The following is a 21,216-nucleotide window of genomic DNA, read 5'->3' on the forward strand; positions in this document are numbered from 1 at the left end:
GGGGACGGCGCGCTTCTCCGCCGACTAGGATTGAATTCAAAGGCTTTTTGGAAACGAGCCGCCGTAAGATCACGTATTTTACGTCTGCCGCGGAGCCGGTTGCTATATATTTCTCATGTCTGCTTGGCGCAGTTCGGCGGGGGCGGAGATGGTGTCGGGAGAGGGTGGTTCTGCATATTTGTCGGCGCTGGAGGCGGCAGAGGTTTACTTCCCCGACCAGAAGCGGCTCGTGCAGCGGCTTTTTTACGTGAACGAAGCCTTCCACAGCATGTGCGAGGATCTCGCCGCTGCGGCACAGGCCATGGCGACGACAGACCGGCTTCCCGAGACGCTCCGTGATGCACGGCAGCTGGAATATGCGGGTCTCGTCGATGCGCTGTTGAAGGAGATGGGCGAGGCCATCGCCCAGTCGAAGATCGTCGTCCTCCGGCAATCGCCGGAGAACGGCCGGAAATCGCCTTGAGCGTGCCTGCCATTCAATAAATCCAAGGGAGGTCTTTGAGCGATGAAAGCAATTTCCCGCAAACTGCTCAGCGGATTGTCCGTTATCGCGATCATCGCGTTGCACCCAGCCATTCCCGCTTATGCGCAGGCTGCGAAGCCGGCCGCAGCACCGGCGCAGACGGCGACGGCCGAAACCCCGGCGGCGCTGCTGACCGACGACCAGCTCGAAGTGCTGGTGGCGCGGATCGCCCTCTATCCCGATGAACTCGTCGCGGCCATATCATCCGCCTCGCTCTTCCCGCTGCAGATCATCGAGGCGCAACGCTTCCTCGACGCGAAAAAGAAGAATGCCGATCTCAAGCCGAAAAGCGATTGGGACGGCAGCGTCATCTCGCTCCTGAATTATCCGGAGATCGTCAAGATGATGAGCGACGATCTCGACTGGACCCAGTCGCTCGCCGATGCGCTCACCAACCAGCAGAAGGACGTGCTGATCGCCATCCAGCAGCTTCGCGACGAGGCGGTGGCGAAGAACATCATCAAGACCGATGACAAGGTGACGGTCGTTACCGAAAACGACAACATCATCATCCGCCCGACCAATCCGGAAAAGATTTACATCCCGCAATATCCGCCGGAAATGCTCTATGAGCCGGCCTATGTTTCGCAGCCCATTTCCTACTATCCCGAATATTACGACAACTATTACTACCCCGGAGCGCTCTTCTTCGCAGGCGCCGTGACAGGTCTCGCCTGGGCGGCGATCGTCAACTGGGATGATTGGGGCGTCTGGGGCGGCCGGTGGAACGGCGATGTCGATATCGATTGCAACAATTGCTTTAACGACCGGAACTTCAACGGAAAGCTGAAGTGGAATGATGTTGACTGGACGAAGGTTGATCGCAGCAAGCTGAATATCAACAGGGATCAACTGGCGAAGATCGATCGTTCGGCCATTAAATCGGGTTTGCAGGGCGACAATCGCAACCAGTTGCGTAATCGCGCATCCGATCTTAAGGCGAGCCAGCTGCCCGCCAATCGCGCCATGTCTGCACGCGCAGACGACATCCGCAAGGGAACGGCGCAGGGGCTGAAGGACCGGCCGCAGCCGAAGGCTGGCGCCGGCAACCGGCAGAACGCCGCGGCCCGGCCTGACAACCGCCCGCAGAACTCCGCCAACCGGCCAAACAAACCTGCGCAGAAGGCGGCGGCGAAGAGGCCGAACAAGCCGCAAATGGCGGCGCGGCCCGACAACCGCGCACGCCAGCAAAGCGCGCTCGGCAATGTCCAGTCCGGCCGGCGCGAGGCCGTCGCCTCCAAGCGCGGCGGACAGAGCATGGGCGGGCATCGTCCGCAATCGCGGCCGGCGCAGCACAGGCGTCCGCCTGTCCATCGCGGCGGCGGTGGTGGCGGTGGCGGCCGGCGCCGCTGAGACCCTTTCAACCCGGGAGTTACATCATGAAACGTCGTTCGACCGTAATTCCGCTCATCCTTGCGACGGCGCTGGGCGCACTGCCAGCCGCCCCGGCACACGCGCAATCCAATAGCGATTTCGCCGAATACCGGGCAACATCGCCGCAACAGACCTTCGACACACCCGAGCTGGCGCTGGACCGGCTGAAGGCGGTGCTCGCCTCCAACAATATCGACGATCTCGCCAACTTGCTGGGCCTCAAGGCCGACAAGCTGCGTGCCAACAATGCGGCAATGATTGCCTATGGGCTGATCCGCGAAGGCGCCGAGCGGCAGGTTACGATGCGCGATTTCGAAGGCATGAAGGTCATCACGATCGGAGACCGGCTCTGGCCGCTGCCGTTTCCGCTGACCGAGAACAAGGACGGCAAATGGGCTTTCGATACAAAGCGCGGCCTTGAGGAGATCGTCAACCGCCGTGTCGGCGAAAACGAGCTCGCGACCATCGATACGATGCGCGAATATGTGGCGGCCCAATATCAATACGTCTCGGAGGACCGCGACGGCGACGGCATCCAGGAGTTTGCCCGCAAGCTGATCAGCAGCCCCGGCAAGCTCGACGGCCTCTATTGGGATCCGAATGTCTATCCCGAGGAAAGCCCGGCAAGCGCTCTCGTCGAGAACGCCGCCTTTGGCGCTGCCAAGCGCGGGGAGGGCTATTTCGGTTACCGCTACCGGATCCTGACGGGCCAGGGCGACAATGTGCTCGGCGGCAAGCAGAGCTATATCGTCAACGGCTATATGACCGGTGGCTTCGCACTGATCGCCTGGCCGGTCAAATACCGGGTGACGGGTGTCCAGACCTTCATGGTCAACGCGATGAACGTCATCTATCAGCGGGATCTCGGACCGAAGACCGATGAGCGGGCGGCGGCGATCAAGGATTTCAATCCGGACGCCAACTGGAGCGTCGTCAACGACTGATATCAGCGGCGGCGGGATGGCCCTGCGTTGGCGGAGGAATCCGCAGCGCAGCGGCCATGGCGCGGTTGGAATAGCGCTTCTTGCCCGTCACTTCCCGCCCCAGCCATTGCTGCAGATTGGGGCAATCTTCCTCACTCGCCATTTCGACCTCGGCAAGCGTCAGCCCCTCATAGGGGCCGCCGAAGACGTCGACATACCAGTTCCTGCCGTCGTGGAGCACGTGGTAGCGGGTTTTCTCCAGCACATGGCCGGCCTTGGTGAGGACATCGATCGCCTCGTCTACGGGGATCTCATATTCATATTCCTGCTTGGTGAAGCCGACGCCGCGGAACTTGATCGTCAGCAGCGCGGAAGTGCCGTCGATGAGACGGACGCGGACGGTCGTCTGGTCGCGGCGAGAGAGATAGACCTGCTGAAAGACATGCGGATCGGCGGCGCAGGAGCGCCAGCCGTCATTGCGGACCAGGAACTTTCGCTCGATCTCGGTCAGTTTCAACGTGCCAATCCTTCGTCGATGCCTGTCTTACTCCTCGACAGGCGGTTCCCAGGTGAGGAAGAAGCCGACGTCTCCCGGCATGCCGTCGGGGAAATTGATGATCATCGCTTTCAGGCCGTAGCCCTGCGGCTTGGCAACCTCTTCGAAGAGTTCGTGCAGCTCCTTGGCGCGGCCCTGCAGCGTCTTCTGCCAGCCGGGGAGGTTGTTGTTGATCGCCCGGCCGCTATCGGTGCAGAAAGTCGATGGGAAGCTGTAGATCAGCGCCTCGTATTTGCCGTCCGCCGCTGCCTTCATCACCAGCCGCTTGATGACGGCGCGCTCGGTTTCCCCGATATGCTTGCGGAAGAAATCCTCGACGAATTCGGCATGTTTCTTGGCTTCGCGCGCCTTGATCTTATCGTTGCGCTCCATTTCCAGAAGCTGCAGTTCGAGCGCGCGTTTGCGCAGCTCCTCGGCGCTCGCCATGGGTTTGGATGTGGACGTTTCAGGTGCTGTCATCGCCATCTCCTCCAGAGTGTCCGGAAGATGATAAGGCGCGGGGAGAAGCGAGGGCAGTAAGATACTGTAGTCTACGTTTGGGCCGCCGAATTGCACCGCATGTGCCTACACATTCGGGTTATTAAGAGTAATCTGATTTAATATTCCTCCTGCGTTGCCGCGGCCACAACTTGGGATTATCGTTGCGCATCAAGCTGCAAATTGTACGGAATCGGAGGCTGGGGAGCCGATGGCGAGTGCAAGTATTGACAGCGCTACCAGCAGTATTCCGGCCGAGGGTGAGGTACGGGAGCAGCTTGAGCGCATTTTGCTGAGCCCGGAATTCCGTCTTCCCGAGCGGACGAGACGGTTTCTCGAATTCGTCGTGGCCGAAACGCTGGCCGGGCGGCGCGATTATCTCAAGGCTTTCACCATTGCCCAGGCCGTCTTCGGCCGTGATGCGAATTTCGACGCGCAGCAGGACCCTTGCGTGCGCATCGAGGCCGGCCGGCTGAGGCGGGAGCTCGAGCATTATTACCTGACGGATGGCAGCGCAGATCGGGTGATCATCACCGTTCCCCGGGGTGGATATGCACCGGTCTTCGACGTCAGGCAGGAGGCTGCGGATGAGGATGTGGAGCCCGCCCGCGCGTCCTTCTCGGGAGATGATGGTCGGCAGGAAAAATGGGTCCGGCGCGGTCTCAGCAGCGGCATTGCCGATCAAAACTGGCCGCTTGCCCGCTACTGGTTCGTCGCCGGAGGGGCGCTGCTGGTTCTCGTCGCCGCATCCGCCATGCTGCATGGCTGGGAATTCGGCGGCACCACGCCACCGGCGGCGGTGAACCACGCGACCATTCTGGTCGAGCCGTTCGAAAGCGCCTCGGAGGGTAGGCTTGCCTCCGATATATCGCGGGGCATCACCGACGATGTCATCGAGAAGCTGGTTCCCTTCAACGATATCGTCGTCGTTGCCGCCTTGCCGAAAAGCAGGAGCGGTCAGGCCGCGCCCGAGCCGCTCTATGCGCTGCAGGGCAGCGTCCGGCTCGAGGGCAGCACGTTGCGCTCGACGGCGCGGCTGATGCGGCGCGCCGATGGAGCCGTCATCTGGGCGAATAACTACGATGCCGATATGAAGGTGCAGGGCATCCTGAAGACCCAGGCCAGCCTCGCCGACGATATCGTGACCGCGGTGGCGCGGCCCTTCGGGGTCATGTTCCAGACAAATGCCGCCAGCATTGCCGGAAGCACCGATGCGTTCTCCTGCACATTGTCCTATTACAGCTATCGCACCGAATTGACGCTTGCGGCCCATGACGCAACGAAAGCCTGCCTGCAGCAAGCCATCGAAAAGGCACCGGAGAGCTCAAACGCGGCGGCGTTTCTGTCGCTCACCTATCTCGACGAGTTCCGCTTTCCCTACCAGCTGAACACCAAGCCGGATGCTGAGACGCTGAAGCTCGCCAAGGATCTCGCCCAACGCGCCGTGCAGCTGGACCCGAAGAATGCGCGTGCTCTCCAGGCGCTGATGCTCGCGGACTTCTTTGAAAACGATAATGCCGGGGCCATGCGGGCGGGGGCGGCGGCCTATGCCATCAATCCCAACGATACCGAGGTTGCCGGCGAATACGGCGTGCGCCTGTCGATGTCCGGAGAATGGGATAAGGGCTGCGCGCTGGTTTCGGAAGCCGTCAGCAAGAATGCCGGGCCGCGCGGCTATTACGAGGTCGGGATGGCGCTTTGCGCTTTCATGCGCGGCGATACGCAGGCGGCCGAGCTCTGGTCGCGCATGTCCGATCTCGATTACAATCCAATGCACCGCCTGGTGCTGCTCGCCATTCTCGGCACGCTCGGAAAGAAGGATGAGGCGGCAACGCAGCTCACCTGGCTCAAGACCCGCTCGCCGGCTCTCATTCCAAACGTCAGGCGCGAGATCGGCCGGCGTCTGGCACGGCCCGAGGATCAGGAACGTTTCTTCGCCGGCCTGGCGGCCGCCGGCCTGCCGCTGGACGACAGGCAGGTGACCGAGAAGTAGAGCTCTAGCGGGCCGTGATCAGGATTTGCTCTTGAAGACGCCGAGATTGATCAGCTGCACACGGCGGTTGTTCGATGCCGCGGTATCGCTGCCTTCGATCGGCAGGTACTCGCCGACGCCGATGGCGTAGAGCCGCTGTGGATCGACCGCGAAGGTCGTTGAGAGTGCTTCCTTGATCGCCGCCGCCCGCTGCTCGCTGAGTTCGAGATTGTGCTTTTCATCGCCCGTCGAGCTCGCATGGCCGACCACGAGGAACTTGTAGGCCCAAAGATTCGGATGATGCAGCGCATCGGCGATCAGGCCGAGCGTGCGGTAGGACTGCGGCTGGATGGCAACGGAGTCGTTCTCGAAATTGATCTCGACGACCATCTGCGGCAGCTTGGCGATCCGCTTCCAGTTCGGAAGCTCCGCCATCGGCTTGTGTCCGCCGTTGATCGCCTCCTGCCGCAGAATTTCGAGATCGATCGCCGGGGCGGCGGCGGTCAGCTTGCCGAGACCCTTGACGATCCGCTCCTGCGAGACCTCCTGTGCGGAGGCGGTTCCCGAGAGCAGCAGCCCGGCGGCGAAAAGCAGCATGGTTCTGGAAATGCTGTGTCTCATGGCTTTATCTCCAACCTGCATCGGTGATGACCTGATTGCATTCCTTGCTGACGCGCGGCTCCTTCTTCACGAGGCAGGCGAGGACGAAGCCGTCGCCCTTGATGCCCGAGCAGCTCTTCGACATGTCGCGCTGGCAGACCTGCCGGTAGGCGGTCTGCGCGTGTTCGCGCTGGGTGATCGACTGGAAGACGGTCGCCAGCGACGCCTTGCAGGTCGGCGATACCTTGTCTGCATTCTGCTGCAGGCAATCGGCGATGCGCCCGCCGCCAAGGTTCAGCCCCTTGCAGAGTTTCTGGATGTCCTTGCCGCAATCATCGGCAAGCTTGGTCACGGCATCCGCGTAGCTCAGCGTCTGTGCTGAGGCCGTTGCGGCAAAGATCATCGGCATGCAGGCAACTGCCGCCAATAACAATCGGCGTTTCAACATGTTGGTTCTCCCTCGCTCTGACTTCCGTCGCGGCGAAAGTCGCACGAAGCGGCGCTGCGGGGGACGTATAATACGGTAGCGAACAGCTGCGTTTACGGGCTCATTTCGCCGGAGTGGCCGCAGCCTGCTGGGCCCTGAGCGCCTGGGCGGCGGCTGCGCCTCCTCCCTTGTCGTCGCCGCCGACCTGCACCATCGGCTGGGCAAACGAGATGTCGTTGGCGAGAAAGACTTCGCGGATCTTGGCGTAGGCCTTGCGGCGGATATAGGTCTGCATGCCCGGTACCGTTGTCATCGCGAAGCTCAGGACGATGCCGTAATCGGCAAACTGCTCGACGCCCTTCATCTTCAACGGCTCGATGAAGAGCTTTCCGAGTTCGGGATCCTCCTTCAAGTCCGCGCCGACTTTCTTGGTGAGCTTGCGCGCCTTTTCGATATCGGTGTCGAAGCCGACGGTGATCCTGAACTTGTCGATCACCCAGTCGCGGCTCATGTTTTCCACCGCACCGAGTTCGCCGAAGGGGACGGTGAAGACGGGCCCGCGGTGGTGGCGCAGGCGCACCGAGCGCAAACTGAAGCCTTCGACTGTTCCCTTGTAATCCTTGGCCTGGATATATTCGCCGACGCGGAAGGCATCGTCGAGCATGTAAAAGACGCCGCTGATGACATCCTTCACCAGCGTCTGCGACCCGAAGCCGATGGCGACGCCGAAGATACCGGCGCCGGCGATCAGTGGAGCGATCTGCACGCCCATCTGCGACAGCACGATGAGGCCGGCCATGACCGCGACGATGACCGCGAGCGCATTGCGGAAGATCGGCAGAAGAGTGCGGAAGCGTGCCCGCCGCGCCGCATCGGCCGGGGCGAGCGATGTCGTGTCGGTTGAGACACGGATCGTCCGGTCGATCCAGCCTCTGGCCAGCTGCCAGAGAAAATCGGCGACGACGATGATCAGGATGCTCTTCAATGCGCCATAGAACAGGGCGGCGAAGATCGGATCGCGGCGCCCCAGCGTATCGGGATTGAATTGCCAGACGAGCACCAGCCAGCCGACGGCGAGCGCAATGGCGATCGCGCGCGCGCCGCGCACGACGATAATGCCCTGAAGGCTGCTGAGATCGCTGACGAAGGACCCGGCGATGCGGCCGACCGTATTCAGCGCTGACGGCAGAGCAAGCGCATAGACGCCGATCCAGAAGAGGCCGCGCATGTTCACGCACCAGATCAGCCAGAGCAGGACGAGAAATGCGGCGAGCGCGGCCTTTCGCGACAGGGTCTTGCCGGAGGTCGACCAGAGCGCCTCGATCGCCAGAAGCAGCACGACGGCCGAGAAACAGTAGCTGATGGCATCGGTGACCGGGGCCGAGACGCCGAGCGGCTCGCCGAGCGCGGCGATCGAAATCGCCAGGCAGAGAACCCCGGCCATGAGCGTCAGCCGTCTGCGCAGGGCAGGCGTCGAGGCGGCCGCGGCAAGCAGAACGGCAACGACGCGGAAGACGACGAAGGCGGAGAGAAAGGCAAGCAGCGAAATGCGCGCCAGCGGCGGCCAGTCGACGGCAAAGAAGACGATTGCCATCGCCGCCGTGAAGATGCCGATCGGGATCAGCCGGCCAATCAGCGTTTCGCGACGGACGGCGAGTTTGCGGTAGACGCCTTCGGCGATCAGCCCAAGGCCGACGAGGCCGCCGAAGATGACGAAGACGGGGGCATAGCCGCGGCTCGTCGCATCCTGACGGACACGGAGGATGGTGGCTCCGATCTCTGTCGGAATATTCGGGATTGCCGTCAGTATTTCATGGACACGGCCACGGGCAGCGGCCTCCCATTTTGCCAAGGGGGAGCTTTCGGCCGCCGGCGCCGGCTTTGCTGCTGCCGGGGGCGCCGCGGCGGCCCTGGTGTCGAGCCAGGCCTTGACGTCGGGGTCCTGCAACAGGCGCACGAGGTCGTCTATCTTCTGTTGTGAAGCGGCGGGAGCAGGCGGAGCGGTTTGCGCCAAGGCGCCGAAGGCGAGGAAAAATGCGGCGGCGAGAGACAGAAACCATCTCATGATGACATCCCTACTGCGTCAGCGTCTGTGATTCCAGATCGCCGCTCAGCGTCTGGTCGGCTGCCTTCTTCTTGGCGCGGCGCGGCTGGTCGACGATGATCGCAGGCGCCGCGACGGCCGTTGCGGCGACCGTGCCGATATTCGATACCGTGCCGCCGACCACGGCGGTGATGCCTTCGCCGAGCGACACGTTGGAATCCGTCAGCGTCTGTCCGGTCATCAGCCGCTGGCCAATGAGCTGGACGATCTCCGGGCTTTCCGCGAACTTGCCGTGATTGAGGCCGTCTCCGCTTTTCACCTTGGTCAGGTCGATGGCGGTAATGCCGGCTTCCTCAAGCTTCGAGCGGTATGGCTCCTCGGCCGGGTTGATCGCGCCGAGACGGGAGACGCGGCCGGTTATGAAACTGGAGATGGCCAGCGCCTTGTCGTCCTGCGAGACGAAGATCGTCAGCTTCGGACGCGGCGCGCCCATCTCCACATATTGCTTGGCGAAGACCTGGATATCGATGTCGGGAGAGGCGAGGATGACATTGTGGATCTTCGAATTCACATGGCCGTCGCGGATACCCATCTGGCGCAGCGATTCCATAGCCAGCCAGGAGCCCATCGAATGGGCCATGACGGTGATGTCCTTCACATTCGGGTCTGCTGCCAGCGTGCGCAGCGCCTGCTCGAGGCCGGTGCGCGAATAGTTGGTGCTTTCCTTGTCGTATTGATAGGCGGTGATCTCTGCGCGCGAGGGCCAGGTGAAAAGCACCGGCACCGCATTCATCTTGCTGTCATGGACGATCTGCGCCAGCCGGAAGACGGAATCCTCATAGGTATTGTTGAAGCCGTGGATGAAGACCAGCGCATGGCCACCCTTCGTATGCTGGCTGAACCACGCCCGCCCCTGAGCGATCGTATCGATCTGCGAGACATGGGTGACGGCAAACTCAGTTGCCGGATTGGGCGGCAGCCGCTTCGGCCATTCGACGGTACCCGCCTCGCGCTTCGCCGGGATCGAGACAGTGATCTGCGTCAGGTAGGGTTTCGGGCTGCGCTCGCCGTTGAAGAGCGTGGCGGGGTCGCCGGATGGCTGGCGTGTCGTCGCCACCAGCATCTCCACCTTGGATGGCACGGGAGCCACCGTCGAGGCCGCGACCGGCACCATGACGCCATCAGGATGCCCGCAACCCGTCAGCAACAGGAGAAGGAGAATAGGGGCAACGCGTTTTACCATCTGCACATTCCGGCTGCTGCTCGAAGGGGATGTCCTGGAGGCGAACGCTAGCAGCTGGTGTCGGCTGGGGCCTGTAGCATCATGTAATATCTGTAAGGACGGCTGCCCCTTTTGACGCGGCCGGCGCTTCATATGGCGAGCTTTCCTGAGACCCGCCCCGGCCTTGCCTCCGGCGGCGGCCGGTATTTGTTGTCTTCAAGAAAACAGCTGTCGATGAATATACGCCTTGTAATTGTCAGAAAAATTCACGCCTTCACAAGCTTTCCGATAGTATCCGTTTGTGCTAATTTAAAATAATCGAAGATAGACTTGAGGCGTGGTTCCTGATTGTCCGGCCTGCGTTATTTCCTTGGTCTGCCACGTTTCTGCATATTCCGGAAAGTTCTTCCTTGGGGGGAGGTAACGATGGGAAAATTTGCGGCCTTTCGGGCAATAATTCTGTATGAAAAATCCGGTTTTCGGCCGGTGAGGCTGGCGGCCCTGGCGCTTGCGGGTGCCTTGTGTCTTCCAGTGATCGCCGCCCACGCGCAGCAGCCGACGGATGCGCAGCGGAACGCCATCCGCTCGGCCTGCCGGTCGGACTTCATCGCGCAATGCTCGGGTGTAACGCCCGGAGGCATGGAGGCGCTGAACTGTCTGCAGCAGCATGACGCGTCGCTTTCCAAAGCTTGCCGGGATGCGATCTCGGCGCTCGGCGGCAAGAAGAAATCGAGCGACGCTGCGCCGGCGCAGACACCCGCGGCTCAGCCAACGACCGCTGCAGCAGCGCCTGCCGCTCCGCCGAAACCAGCGGGACAGCCGACGGATGCGCAGCGGAATGCGATCAAATCGGCCTGCCGTTCGGATTTTATGGCGCAGTGCTCGGGCGTGACGCCGGGCGGATCGCAGGCGCTTGCCTGCCTTCAACAGCACAATGCGGCGCTCTCGCCATCCTGCCAGGCGGCGGTCGGCGCGCTTGGTGGTGGCGGATCGGCACCCGCGGCCAATACCACCAAGACGGCCGGTGGCGGCGCGCCCGCGGCGATGCCGATGGCGTCGTTTACACCGCGCGAAGAGTTGATCGTCATGCGCCGTACCTGCGGTCCGGATTTCCGGGCGTATTGCCGATCGGTGATGCTCGGCGGTGGCCGCGGGGTGAATTGCCTGCGCGAGAATTTTCAGCGCCTGTCGCCGACCTGCCAGCATGTGCTGACCAACGGTCTCTAGCTTCGGTGCCTAATGTCTCCATCCGCTTCGAGGGGAGGCGGAGCGGAGGTTCATCCCTGATCCATGATCCCCGCTCATCGCGCGGCGCGTTTCCGCCGCGCTTTCGCCTGCCGAAAATTCTGCATGCCGGAGCGCCACGGAAGGCATCTCTGATCCGCGCCGGCGGATACTCGATGAAACAACAAGACCCAAATGGAAGGCATTGCCATGTCATCGGTTTCTCCCATCGGAAAGCTTGCACGTCTCGTCGTCTATGGCTCGCTCGCGGCCTGCCTGATCCTGCCCAAACCGGCGGCCGCGGATGATGCGGAGGCCATTCTAAAGGCCATGTCGGATTATCTCGCGGCGCAGAAGACGATGTCCTTCACCTATCAGTCGGCGGTCGAGGCCGTCACGCCCGACTTCGAGAAGCTGCAATTCGTCAGCTCCGGTACCGCCAGCCTGTCGCGGCCGGACAAGCTGCGGGTGACGCGCACCGGCGGCTTTGCCGATGTCGATGTCAGCTTCGATGGCACGACGCTGACGGTGCACGGCAAGAATCTCGATGCTTATGCGTCGATCGAGGCGAAGGGGTCGGTGGATGAATTGCTCGACCGGCTGATCGGTGCAGGAATGGAGGCGCCCGGTGCCGATCTCCTGGCGGCAAATGCCTTCAACCTGCTGATGACGGATGTGACTTCGGCGAAGCATGTTTCAAGCGCTTATGTCGGCGGTGTCGAGTGCGAATATCTGACCTTCCGCACGCCGGAGATCGACTGGCAGATCTGGATCCAGTCCGGCGACAAGCCGATCCCGCGCCGCTACGTCATCACCAGCAAGCATGTCGGCCAGGCGCCGCAATACACGCTTGAAATCAGCGATTTCAAGACCGGCTCCGAGGTCGCCAATGCCTCCTATAAGATCGAGATTCCAGCCAACGCCAAAAAGGTGGATCTGAGCGAGCTGCAATCGCTTGACGAGCTGCCTGCGCCCACCCAGCCGGGAGAAGTCAAATGAGATACGTCAAACCGCTCCTTCTCGCCGCGCTGAGCGGCGCATTCCTCTTCGCCGAGGCTGACGTGAAGCCGGATGGATGGATGCCTGTCTCGGTCGAGTTCGCGACACCCGCCGGAGCCGTGATCGGCCGGCCGCTGACGCCGCTCTCCTATGCTGGCGTTGCGCGGCGCACGACGCGCCGCACCGTCATGTGGACGACAACGACGATTGCGGTTCTTCCGGCTGGGTGCGTCTATGGCGCTTACTACGGCGGTTATTACTACCGGTGCGGCTCCGGCTATTACGCCAAGAGCGGCGGCGTCTATGTGCGCGTCGTCGTTCAATAGGCGGCGCTGATCATTCTGCTGCCTGAGGCGCCGGATTTGCCCGGCGCTTTCTGTATTCCTCGAACCGCTGCAGCACGACATAGAAGGACGGCACGAAGAGGACGGCGAGGCAGGTCGAAGCGATCATGCCGCTGAAAACCGATATGCCGATCGACTTGCGGGCCGAAGCGCCAGCGCCGCTTGCCAGCACCAGCGGCACGACGCCGAGAATGAAGGCGAAGGATGTCATCAGGATCGGGCGGAAGCGCAGGCGGGCAGCCTCGACCGCTGCCTCCAGGATTTCCATGCCCTCGGCGCGCTTCTCGCGCGCATATTCGACGATGAGGATGGCATTCTTCGAGGCGAGCGCGATCAGCAGGATGAGGCCGATCTGGGTGTAGAGATTGTTGGCGACGCCGGCAGCACTCAGTGCACCGACGGTGCCGAGCAGCGCCAGCGGCACGGCAAGCAGGACGGCGAGCGGCAGGATCCAGCTTTCATATTGCCCGGCGAGCACGAAATAGACGAGCAGCATGGCGAGACCGAAAACGAAATAGATTTGCGTGCCGACGGCCTTCTCCTGATAGGAGAGCGCCGTCCATTCGAAACCCGCTCCTGGCGGCAGGGTGCGATCGGCAATCTGTTCCATGACGTCGAGCGCCTGGCCGGAGCTGAAGCCAGCTGCAGAGCCGCCGACGATCGTTGCTGTCGGGTAGAGATTGTAGAGGCTGATCAGCGACGGCCCCTGGACGCTCTTCACGTCGACGACGGTGCCGAGCGGCACCATCGTGCCGTCGCCCGCCTTGACGCTGAGGTTGCGGATATCCTCGGGACGAATGCGGAATTCGGGTGCCGCCTGCGCATAGACCTGGAAGGTGCGACCGAACTTGTTGAACTGGGTGATGTAGCTCGAGCCGACATAGCCTGAGAGCGCCGAGAAGACCTGGCCGGTGGTGATCCCGAGCGTTTCCGCCTTGATGCGGTCGACCGAGACCGAAAGCTGCGGCACGCCGGCGCGGAACGAGGTGCTGAGCCGCTGCAGCGAGGATTGCGCATTGCCGTTCTTGACGATCGCATCGGCTGTGGCCTGTAGCAGTGGAAAGTCGAAATTGCCGTTGCGGATCTCGACTTGCATGGTGAAGCCATTGGCATTGCCGATGCCCTGGATCGGTGGCGGCACGACGACCAGCGTCTTGGCCTTCAGGATATCGGAGAGCGCGCCGTTTAGGTGCTCGTAGATCGAGAAGAGGTCCTGGCCCTTTTCCTTGCCCCTGACATCCCAATCCTTGAGGACGACATAGGCGACCCCCGCATTCGGCAGGCTGGCGCTGTTGTCGAGAATGGAAATGCCGCTGATCGTCAGCACCTGATCGACGCCAGGCGTCTGCTGCGCGATCTTGCCAACTTCGGCCATCACCTCGTCGGTGCGCTCCTTCGAAGCGCCATCGGGCAGCTGCGCGCTGATCAGCACGTAACCCTGGTCCTCGAGCGGCAGGAATGCCGTCGGCAGCCTGGTGAGGCCCCAGATGGCGACGCCCATCAGGACGAGGGCGGCGAGAACGGCAAGGCCGCTGCGATGGACCATGCCGCCGATCAGCCGGGTATAGCCGTGTTCGGCCTTGTCATAGACCTTGTTGAAGCCGCGATAGAAGACATTGCGCTTTTCCGGCGGTGCCGGCGGGCGCAGCCAGAGGGCGCACTGCGTCGGCTTCAGCGTCATGGCATTGATGGCGCTGATCAGCGCCGTGGCGGCGATGACGAGCGCGAATTGCTTGTAGAGCTGACCGGTGAGGCCCGGAAGGAAGGCGGCGGGAATGAAGACCGCCATCAGCACCAGCGTGATGCCGATGACCGGGCCGAACAGCTCGTCCATCGCCTTCTCGGCGGCTTTCCTGCCGGACATTCCCTGCTCGATATGGCGCGCCACGCCCTCGACGATGACGATCGCGTCGTCGACGACGATGCCGATCGCCAGCACGATGGCGAAGAGGGTGGAGAGATTGACCGTGAAGCCGAGTGCAGCCATCGCCGCGAAGGCGCCGATGATGGTGACCGGAACCGTCGTCGCCGGAACCAGCATCGCCCGCCAGTCCTGCAGGAAGACGAGGATGACGATCAGCACGAGCACACCGGCCTCGATCAGCGTCACGTAGACTTCGTCGATTGAGGCGGTCACGAATTTCGTGGTGTCGAAGGGGACGTCATAGGCAAGGCCCGGCGGAAAGCTCTTGGAGAGCTCGGCCATCTTGGCCGCGACGTCCTTGGCAACGGTGATCGCATTGGCTTCCGGCAATTGGAAAACGCCGATGCCGGCCGCCGGACGGCCGTTTTGCATGAAGGACTGGCTATAGGTCTGAGCGCCGAGTTCGACGCGGCCGATATCACGGACGCGGGTGATCCGCCCGCCATTCTGGTCGTCCACCTTGACGATGATGCTTTCGTAATCGGCCGCCTCGTTCAGGCGTCCGTTGACGTTCAGCGTATATTGGAAATCCTGCCCCGCGGGCACCGGCGGAATGCCGATCTGGCCAGCCGTCACTTCCTGGCTCTGCTGCTGCACGACGTTGATCACGTCCTGTGGCGTCATGCCCCGCGCTTTCAACAGCTCGGGATTCATCCAAATGCGCATCGCATACTGGCCGGCGCCGAACACCGAGACATTGCCGACGCCGGGCAGGCGGGCGAGCTCGTTCTGCAGGTTGATGACGGCGTAGTTGGACAGGAACAGGCTGTCGTAACGGCTGTCAGGGGAGGTGATGCTGACGAATTCGAGGATCGAGGTCGATTTCTTCTGCGTCGTGACGCCCTGCAGCTGGACGGCGTCGGGCAGCGATGACATGGCGATCGCCACGCGGTTCTGCACCAGAACCTGCGCTTGGTCCGGGTCGGTGCCGATGGCGAAGGTCACCGTCAGCGAATAGGTGCCGTCGCTGGCGCTGGTCGACTGCATGTAGAGCATGTTCTGGACGCCGTTGACCTGCTGCTCGATCGGTAGCGCCACCGTATCGACAAGCGTCTTGGCGCTGGCGCCCGGATAGCGGGTGGTCACCTGCACCGTTGGCGGCACGACATTCGGATATTGCGCCACCGGCAGCTGGAAGAGCGCCACGGCGCCGATCAGCACGAAGACCAGCGCCAGGACATTGGCGAGAATCGGCCGCTCGATGAAGAAGCGAGAGATCATGCGCGCCTCCCGGGAATATCAGCCGAAGGAGGGCGGGGGCTCATTGGGCACCGGCCTGGGGCGCCGCTGCCCCGGAGGCGTCAGCCGTTGCCGGTATCTCCATCGTCGCCTTCTCGGGCGCCACCTTGTTGCCTGGAACGGCCTGCTGGAAACCCTCGGTGACGACCCAATCCCCGGCGCTGAGCCCGGATTCGATGACGCGCAGGCGTCCCTCGCTTTGGCCTGTTTTGACGGGCCGCTGCTCGACGGTATCGTCCTTGCCGACGACGAGCACGTAGTTGCCCTGCTGGTTGATGCCGATCGCGTCGTCGCGCACCAGAAGCGCCTTGTCCTCATGCCCGACAGGTACCCGCACGCGCACGAACAGCCCGGGCAGCAGCGCCCGATCCTTGTTCTCCACGACGCCGCGAACCGCCAGTGTCCCGGTCGAGGCGTCAACCTGTGGGGCGGCATAATCGAGGTGGCCCTTGAAGGGATAATCGGTTTCGCCCTGCAGGCCCATTTCGATCGGGATGTTGGGAAGATCGGTCTGCTTGAAGGTATGGCCCTGCGCCGCAAGCTCGCGCTTGATCATCAGCACCTGGCTCTCGCTGACATTGAAATTGGCATAGAGCGGATCGAGCTGGACGATGGTCGCGAGCGTGGTCGGCCCGGAGACGCCGACGAGCGTGCCGATCTCGACGAGATGCGCGGTGACCGTGCCGTCGAACGGAGCGGTGACGGTCGTGTAGCCGAGATTGATCTTTGCCAGTTCGAGGCTCGCCTGGGCGTTCAGGATGGTGGCATTCGCCTGGTCGAGCGTTGCCTTGGCGTTGTCGAGCGCGGTCTGCGTGCCGACTTTCTGGGCGCTCAGATTGACCTGGCGCGTATATTCCTGATTGGCGCCGACCTGTGCGGCCTGGGCCGAGGTCAGCGTCGCCTGCGCCTGATCGAGCTGCGCCTGATAGGTGTTGCTCTGGATGCCAAAGAGCTTGTCGCCGGCTTTGACCGCGGTGCCGTCGCGATAGTCGATCGTTTCGACGAAGCCCTGGACACGCGCTTCGATATCGACCGACTTGAAAGCGGCGGTATTGCCGGTCAGCTCGAAATATTTGGTGACGTTCTGCTGCAGCGGCTGCGCCATGCGCACCTTGGCAGGCGGCGGTGCGACATAGGTGTTGCCGTTGCCGTCACAGGCGGTAAGCCCGGCCGCACACAGGAGCGCGGCAAGCAGATGAAAACCCTGAGACCCTCCCTCACGCACCCTGTCACCTCATAATCTACGAGCTGCAGTCCCTATGCGCGTCCCCGGCAACCTAAGGGTTGCAAGGTTCAAAGCTATCACAATATGAAGCCGTATTTTTTAGAATTGCAATAGCCCGCTATCGATCTCGCTAACATCGCGGGCTAAAGCGAACGGGCTAGGCGGCGCGGAGCCTCCTATAGGTGAATGCGCCGCCGATCAGCAGGGCCGCCACTGCCGCGATGGCAACGAGAACGTGCCGGTGCAGCGGCAGGTGGCCGAAGATCTGCTCTATGCCCTGTCCGAAAAGATAACCGATGGCGGTGAACAGCGTGCCCCAGATGACGGCGGCGACCGCGTTGACGGCCATGAAGGTCGCGGTCGGGACATTCGACATGCCGATCGCAACTGGGCTGATCGTGCGCAGGCCATAGACGAAGCGGAAGGCGAAGATAAAGCCGGCGGGATAGCGCTCGAGAAGCCTGTTGGCGCGCTGGAAGGCCGGTTGATCGACGAGCTTGCGGATGCGCGACCAGCGCCGCGCGTGGCGGCCGGTGAAGAAGAACAGCTGGTCGGCGATGAAGGATCCGGCCGCCGCGGCGGCGGCCGCTTCCCAATAGGTCATCAGGTGGCAATGCGCGAAGACGCCGCCGAGGATGACCATGGTTTCCCCCTCGATGCCGGCGCCGAGAAAGACGGCCAGCAGGCCGTATTTCGCAATCAGAAGCTCAAGGGTCATGGTCGCTGGCTCCGGTCACGGCTGGAAGATCAGCAGAACATAGGCAAGGAAAAGCACCAGATGAACGGCGCCCTGCATCATATGCGTGCGGCCGCTGGCGAAGGTGATCATGTTGACGGCCAATGTCAAAGTCAGCATCACCAGATCGGTGCCTTCCAGGCCAAGCCTGATCGGATGGCTGGAAATATGGGCAACCAGCAGCATGGCCGGTACCGTCAGGCCGATGGTCGAGAGCACCGAGCCCAGGAAGATGTTGACCGAGCGCTGCAGGTTGTTGGCGATCGAGGCGCGGACGGCGCTCAGCGCCTCAGGCGTTGCGACAAGCACGGCCATGATGATGCCGCCGATGGCTGCGGGCGCATGCACCGTCTCGATGATGTAATCGATTGGCCGGGCCAGCTGTTCGACCAGGAAGACGACGGGCACCATATAGGCGAAGAGCAGCAGGGCATGGAGCAGGATCGCGCCCTTCCGCAGTGGTGCGCGATGCTTCGGCTGCCCCGCTTCGCCCTCTTCGCTGAAATAGCGGTGGTGGCGGCCTGCCTGCAGCATCAGGAAGATGCTGTAGAGGCCGACCGAAATGACCACCAAGATCATCTGTCGCGGTGTCGAGGCCTGGCTGCCGTCGGCGTGGATAAAGCTCGGCAGGATGAGGCTCAGCGCCGCCAGCGGCACGATCAGGCCGAGATAGGCATTGGCGCCCTGCATGTTGTGCTGCTGCTCCGGCCGCCGCCAGCCGCCGACCAGCAGAGATAGCCCGACCATGCCGTTCAGAATGATCATGACGACAGCAAAGAGCGTGTCGCGGGCAAGCGTCGGGTTGTTGGCGCCATGGATCATCACCGCGGAAATCGCCATGACCTCGATCGAGGTGATCGCCAGCGTCAGGATCAAGGTGCCGTAGGGTTCGCCAAGTTGTTCGGCGAGATGATCGGCATGGCGGACGACCGAAAGCGCCGAACCGAGCACGGCTGCGAAGATCCAGAGAAAGATGACGGCAAACCAGGCCGGGTTGGTCAAATGGTCGAACAGCGCGTCTTCGAAGAGCAGGATGATGGCGCTGGTGACGAGGCCGATGCCCAGAAACCATTCCTCGCGAAGGAGCCGCGCGATGCCGAAGGAGGGGACGGCCAGACTGTTGGTCATGACGACGGCAGCCCTGTTGGAAGATCCCGCCGCCGAATATGCATCAACGCCATCGCATCCCCCAACTCTTCGGCGGCTCCTCCCGCCGGCAGGAGCGTACACGTCTTTGCGATCTTCGGCGAGGGTGCGTGCCGAAGAGGAACAGTCCGGCATCCAGACCGGCGTGGCGGTCATGTTCTTGTGACCAGCGCCAGCGCTTGGGAACCGCAGGCCATCGTTCGCGTTTCTCCGCAGCCGACAGGAGATCCATCAATGAACATGGCCGCCAATATCAGCGAATTTAAGGGTGTAACAGGTGTACCGGTGCTGCTCGCCGAGGCCCGCCGCAGCAAGGGCTATTCCCTAGACGACATGGCCGAAACATCCGGTCTGACGGTCAGCGAGATCGTGGCGCTGGAAAGCGGCAAGGATCAGGACCGGCAGCATATTCGCCGCATGGGCTCAGCGCTCGGACTGCCGCTGGCCGCTCTCGGTATCTGAATGTTCCATATACAACTAGCCGGTCGGCAGGATGCCGCTACGGCTTTCCAGGCGGTAGCGGTGGCCCGGATAGACGATGCGGGCGGTCGATACGACTCGCCGGCCCGACCATGTGCGGCGCCGGATCGTCAGGCACGGTTCGGTCTTCAGGATCATCAGCAGCTTGCATTCCCAGGGAAGCGGAACTGTCGCTTCGACGACATGTTCGGACCCGCTCAAGGGCGCGATCGCCGATAGATAGGCGTTCGGCGTGATCACCGAAAAATCCTGATCCAGATAGTCGGGCGCGACCTCGGGATGAACGTAGCGATCCTCGATCTGGACCGGCACGCCATCCTCGCTGTGGACGATCAGCGAGTGGAAAACCGCCGAGCCGATCTCCAGCCCGAGCGCATCGGCAACGTCAGGCGAAGCGGAGGCCTTGGCCAGGGAAACCACTGTCGCCTCGTGCAAATGGCCGCGTTCGGCGATCTCTTCGGCGATATTGCGGACTTCGAAAAGCGCCGATACGCCTTTGCGCTCGGCAACGAACGAGCCGACGCCCTGGATGCGGATCAGCTCGCCTTCGTTGGCAAGCTCGCGTAGCGCCCGGTTGGCCGTCATCTTGCTTACGCCGAGTTCCAGTACCAGCTCGTTTTCCGAGGGTACGCGATATTTCGGCGGCCATTCTCCACTATGGATTCTGTCTAGAATGATCTGTTTGACGCCTGCGTAGAGCGGCGTAGCGTCATTGGCTACCAGCTCTTTTTTCATCTCGCCGCTGCGTTTCATTGCCTAATCCCCGGGCACGATGATCAATCGCCAAAAATCTAAACTTAATTCTTGCATAACACAAATTTTTTCATATGGTACCATATACAACTTCCGCTGCTGACGCTGACGGAGGCAAGCCGGCGCAGATCGGTGGGTGACGACAAGTCAAAGCGAGCTTCAGAGGAGTAACACAATGAAATTCCATCATACCATTCTTGCGGGTGCGGCCATCGCGGCAGCGCTCTCCGCTCCGGTCATGGCAAAGGACTGGAAGACGGCGACCATTACGCTTGAGGGCGCTTACGCCCCCTGGAACATGACCAATGCAGACGGCACGCTCGGCGGCTTCGAGCCGGAGCTTGCCAAGGTGCTCTGCGAACGCGCCAAGATCGAGTGCAAGCTGGTCGCTTCCGACTGGGACGGCATGATCCCGGCGCTGAACGCCGGCAAGTTCGACGTGATCATGGACGCCCTGTCGATCACCGACGAGCGCAAGAAGATCATTGATTTCACCGTTCCCTATGCTGCGACGCCCGCAGCCTTCGCAACGGCCAAGGACAGCCCCCTTGCCAACGCTGCCGGAACCGGTGCGGTGATCAAGATGACGCCCGGCCAGACCGGCGTGAAGGAAATCGAAGCCCTCAAGGAAGCCTTCAAGGGCAAGACGATCGGCATCCAGGCGGCAACCGTCTATGCCAAGTTCGTCTATGACAATTTCGGTTCGATCGCCGAAGTCCGCGAGTACAAGACCGGCGCCGATCGCGATCTCGACCTGCAGAACGGCCGTATCGACCTCGGCTTCGACGATGCCGTCTATTTCAACAACGCCTTTGCGTCGGCAAACGACACGCTGGCCTTCACCGGCCCCGAGATCGCCGGCTCCATCTGGGGCGAAGGCGAAGGTCTTGGCGTGCGCAAGGAAGATACCGACCTGCGCGACAAGCTCAGCGAAGCCATCAAGTCGGCGCTTGCCGACGGCACCGTCAAGAACCTCTCGATGAAGTGGTTCAAGGTCGACGTCAGCCCGCAATGATCGCTGGCGGCTG

Annotated in this window: 20 protein-coding genes; 9 read left to right on the forward strand and 11 right to left on the reverse strand. The window is 62.2% G+C overall.

What is annotated here, in order from left to right:
• Positions 1 to 148 precede the first annotated feature (148 nt).
• The 3 genes from ABIE40_RS23810 to ABIE40_RS23820 are packed head-to-tail and all read left to right on the forward strand — an operon-like array spanning position 149 to position 2,841.
• Complete coding sequence (locus ABIE40_RS23810; protein ID WP_199628234.1) at positions 149 to 463, forward strand: hypothetical protein; 315 nt, start codon at positions 149 to 151, stop codon at positions 461 to 463.
• A gap of 42 nt (positions 464 to 505) precedes the next feature.
• Positions 506 to 1,876: a DUF3300 domain-containing protein gene (locus ABIE40_RS23815; RefSeq protein WP_199628233.1), complete on the forward strand. Its 1,371-nt coding sequence runs from the start codon at positions 506 to 508 to the stop codon at positions 1,874 to 1,876.
• 26 nt (positions 1,877 to 1,902) lie between these two features.
• Positions 1,903 to 2,841: a DUF2950 family protein gene (locus ABIE40_RS23820; RefSeq protein ID WP_199628232.1), complete on the forward strand. Its 939-nt coding sequence runs from the start codon at positions 1,903 to 1,905 to the stop codon at positions 2,839 to 2,841.
• Here the strand turns inward: ABIE40_RS23820 and ABIE40_RS23825 are convergent.
• Together ABIE40_RS23825 and ABIE40_RS23830 are read right to left on the reverse strand one after the other, a co-directional pair.
• Positions 2,831 to 3,337: a CYTH domain-containing protein gene (locus ABIE40_RS23825; protein WP_199628231.1), complete on the reverse strand. Its 507-nt coding sequence runs from the start codon at positions 3,335 to 3,337 to the stop codon at positions 2,831 to 2,833. The two genes, ABIE40_RS23820 and ABIE40_RS23825, sit on opposite strands and share 11 nt — an antisense overlap.
• A gap of 27 nt (positions 3,338 to 3,364) precedes the next feature.
• Positions 3,365 to 3,835 (reverse strand): hypothetical protein, encoded by a 471-nt coding sequence (locus tag ABIE40_RS23830; RefSeq protein WP_199628230.1) that lies wholly within the window; start codon positions 3,833 to 3,835, stop codon positions 3,365 to 3,367.
• Between the two features lie 229 nt (positions 3,836 to 4,064).
• Here ABIE40_RS23830 and ABIE40_RS23835 point away from each other — a divergent pair, with 229 nt between their 5' ends.
• Positions 4,065 to 5,846: a hypothetical protein gene (locus ABIE40_RS23835; protein ID WP_199628229.1), complete on the forward strand. Its 1,782-nt coding sequence runs from the start codon at positions 4,065 to 4,067 to the stop codon at positions 5,844 to 5,846.
• Between the two features lie 18 nt (positions 5,847 to 5,864).
• Here the strand turns inward: ABIE40_RS23835 and ABIE40_RS23840 are convergent, their stop codons facing one another.
• The 4 genes from ABIE40_RS23840 to ABIE40_RS23855 form a co-directional block, all read right to left on the reverse strand.
• Positions 5,865 to 6,446: an OmpA family protein gene (locus ABIE40_RS23840; protein WP_199628228.1), complete on the reverse strand. Its 582-nt coding sequence runs from the start codon at positions 6,444 to 6,446 to the stop codon at positions 5,865 to 5,867.
• Between the two features lie 4 nt (positions 6,447 to 6,450).
• A complete protein-coding gene (locus ABIE40_RS23845) occupies positions 6,451 to 6,873 on the reverse strand; it encodes a cysteine rich repeat-containing protein (RefSeq protein WP_112711144.1) in 423 nt (140 codons plus the stop codon).
• Positions 6,874 to 6,973: 100 nt separating this feature from the next.
• Entirely contained in the window at positions 6,974 to 8,917 is a 1,944-nt protein-coding gene (locus ABIE40_RS23850) for a mechanosensitive ion channel family protein (RefSeq protein ID WP_199628227.1), read from the reverse strand.
• Positions 8,918 to 8,927: 10 nt separating this feature from the next.
• On the reverse strand, positions 8,928 to 10,139 hold the full coding sequence (locus ABIE40_RS23855; RefSeq protein WP_199628226.1) for an alpha/beta hydrolase: 1,212 nt from the start codon (positions 10,137 to 10,139) through the stop codon (positions 8,928 to 8,930).
• A gap of 618 nt (positions 10,140 to 10,757) precedes the next feature.
• On the opposite strand from ABIE40_RS23855, the gene ABIE40_RS23860 reads away from it, so the two are divergent.
• The 3 genes from ABIE40_RS23860 to ABIE40_RS23870 all read left to right on the forward strand — a co-directional run bounded on the left by ABIE40_RS23860 (position 10,758) and on the right by ABIE40_RS23870 (position 12,667).
• Entirely contained in the window at positions 10,758 to 11,345 is a 588-nt protein-coding gene (locus ABIE40_RS23860) for a cysteine rich repeat-containing protein (protein ID WP_502944824.1), read from the forward strand.
• Between the two features lie 207 nt (positions 11,346 to 11,552).
• Positions 11,553 to 12,341 (forward strand): DUF2092 domain-containing protein, encoded by a 789-nt coding sequence (locus ABIE40_RS23865; protein ID WP_199628225.1) that lies wholly within the window; start codon positions 11,553 to 11,555, stop codon positions 12,339 to 12,341.
• Positions 12,338 to 12,667 (forward strand): hypothetical protein, encoded by a 330-nt coding sequence (locus ABIE40_RS23870; protein WP_199628224.1) that lies wholly within the window; start codon positions 12,338 to 12,340, stop codon positions 12,665 to 12,667. Before ABIE40_RS23865 ends, ABIE40_RS23870 begins: the two co-directional genes overlap by 4 nt.
• 10 nt (positions 12,668 to 12,677) lie before the next feature.
• Here ABIE40_RS23870 and ABIE40_RS23875 read toward each other — a convergent pair whose 3' ends face one another.
• The 4 genes from ABIE40_RS23875 to ABIE40_RS23890 all read right to left on the reverse strand — a co-directional run bounded on the left by ABIE40_RS23875 (position 12,678) and on the right by ABIE40_RS23890 (position 18,937).
• A complete protein-coding gene (locus ABIE40_RS23875; protein WP_199628223.1) occupies positions 12,678 to 15,830 on the reverse strand; it encodes an efflux RND transporter permease subunit in 3,153 nt (1,050 codons plus the stop codon).
• 40 nt (positions 15,831 to 15,870) lie between these two features.
• Entirely contained in the window at positions 15,871 to 17,073 is a 1,203-nt protein-coding gene (locus tag ABIE40_RS23880) for an efflux RND transporter periplasmic adaptor subunit (RefSeq protein WP_502944815.1), read from the reverse strand.
• Positions 17,074 to 17,230: 157 nt separating this feature from the next.
• Entirely contained in the window at positions 17,231 to 17,791 is a 561-nt protein-coding gene (locus tag ABIE40_RS23885) for a DedA family protein (RefSeq protein WP_199628222.1), read from the reverse strand.
• 15 nt (positions 17,792 to 17,806) lie between these two features.
• Positions 17,807 to 18,937, reverse strand: coding sequence for a calcium:cation antiporter (locus tag ABIE40_RS23890; RefSeq protein ID WP_199628221.1), 1,131 nt, complete (start codon positions 18,935 to 18,937; stop codon positions 17,807 to 17,809).
• Between the two features lie 252 nt (positions 18,938 to 19,189).
• Between ABIE40_RS23890 and ABIE40_RS23895 the strand changes: the two genes are divergently transcribed.
• Positions 19,190 to 19,417, forward strand: coding sequence for a helix-turn-helix domain-containing protein (locus ABIE40_RS23895; protein WP_199628220.1), 228 nt, complete (start codon positions 19,190 to 19,192; stop codon positions 19,415 to 19,417).
• Between the two features lie 15 nt (positions 19,418 to 19,432).
• Here ABIE40_RS23895 and hutC read toward each other — a convergent pair whose 3' ends face one another.
• On the reverse strand, positions 19,433 to 20,188 hold the full coding sequence (gene hutC, locus ABIE40_RS23900; protein WP_199628219.1) for a histidine utilization transcriptional repressor HutC: 756 nt from the start codon (positions 20,186 to 20,188) through the stop codon (positions 19,433 to 19,435).
• A 175-nt stretch (positions 20,189 to 20,363) separates the two neighbouring features.
• Between hutC and ABIE40_RS23905 the strand changes: the two genes are divergently transcribed.
• Positions 20,364 to 21,203: a transporter substrate-binding domain-containing protein gene (locus ABIE40_RS23905; RefSeq protein ID WP_112711134.1), complete on the forward strand. Its 840-nt coding sequence runs from the start codon at positions 20,364 to 20,366 to the stop codon at positions 21,201 to 21,203.
• Positions 21,204 to 21,216: the final 13 nt, after the last annotated feature.

It is taken from the genome of Rhizobium sp. OAE497 (assembly GCF_040546565.1).
GTDB lineage: Bacteria > Pseudomonadota > Alphaproteobacteria > Rhizobiales > Rhizobiaceae > Rhizobium.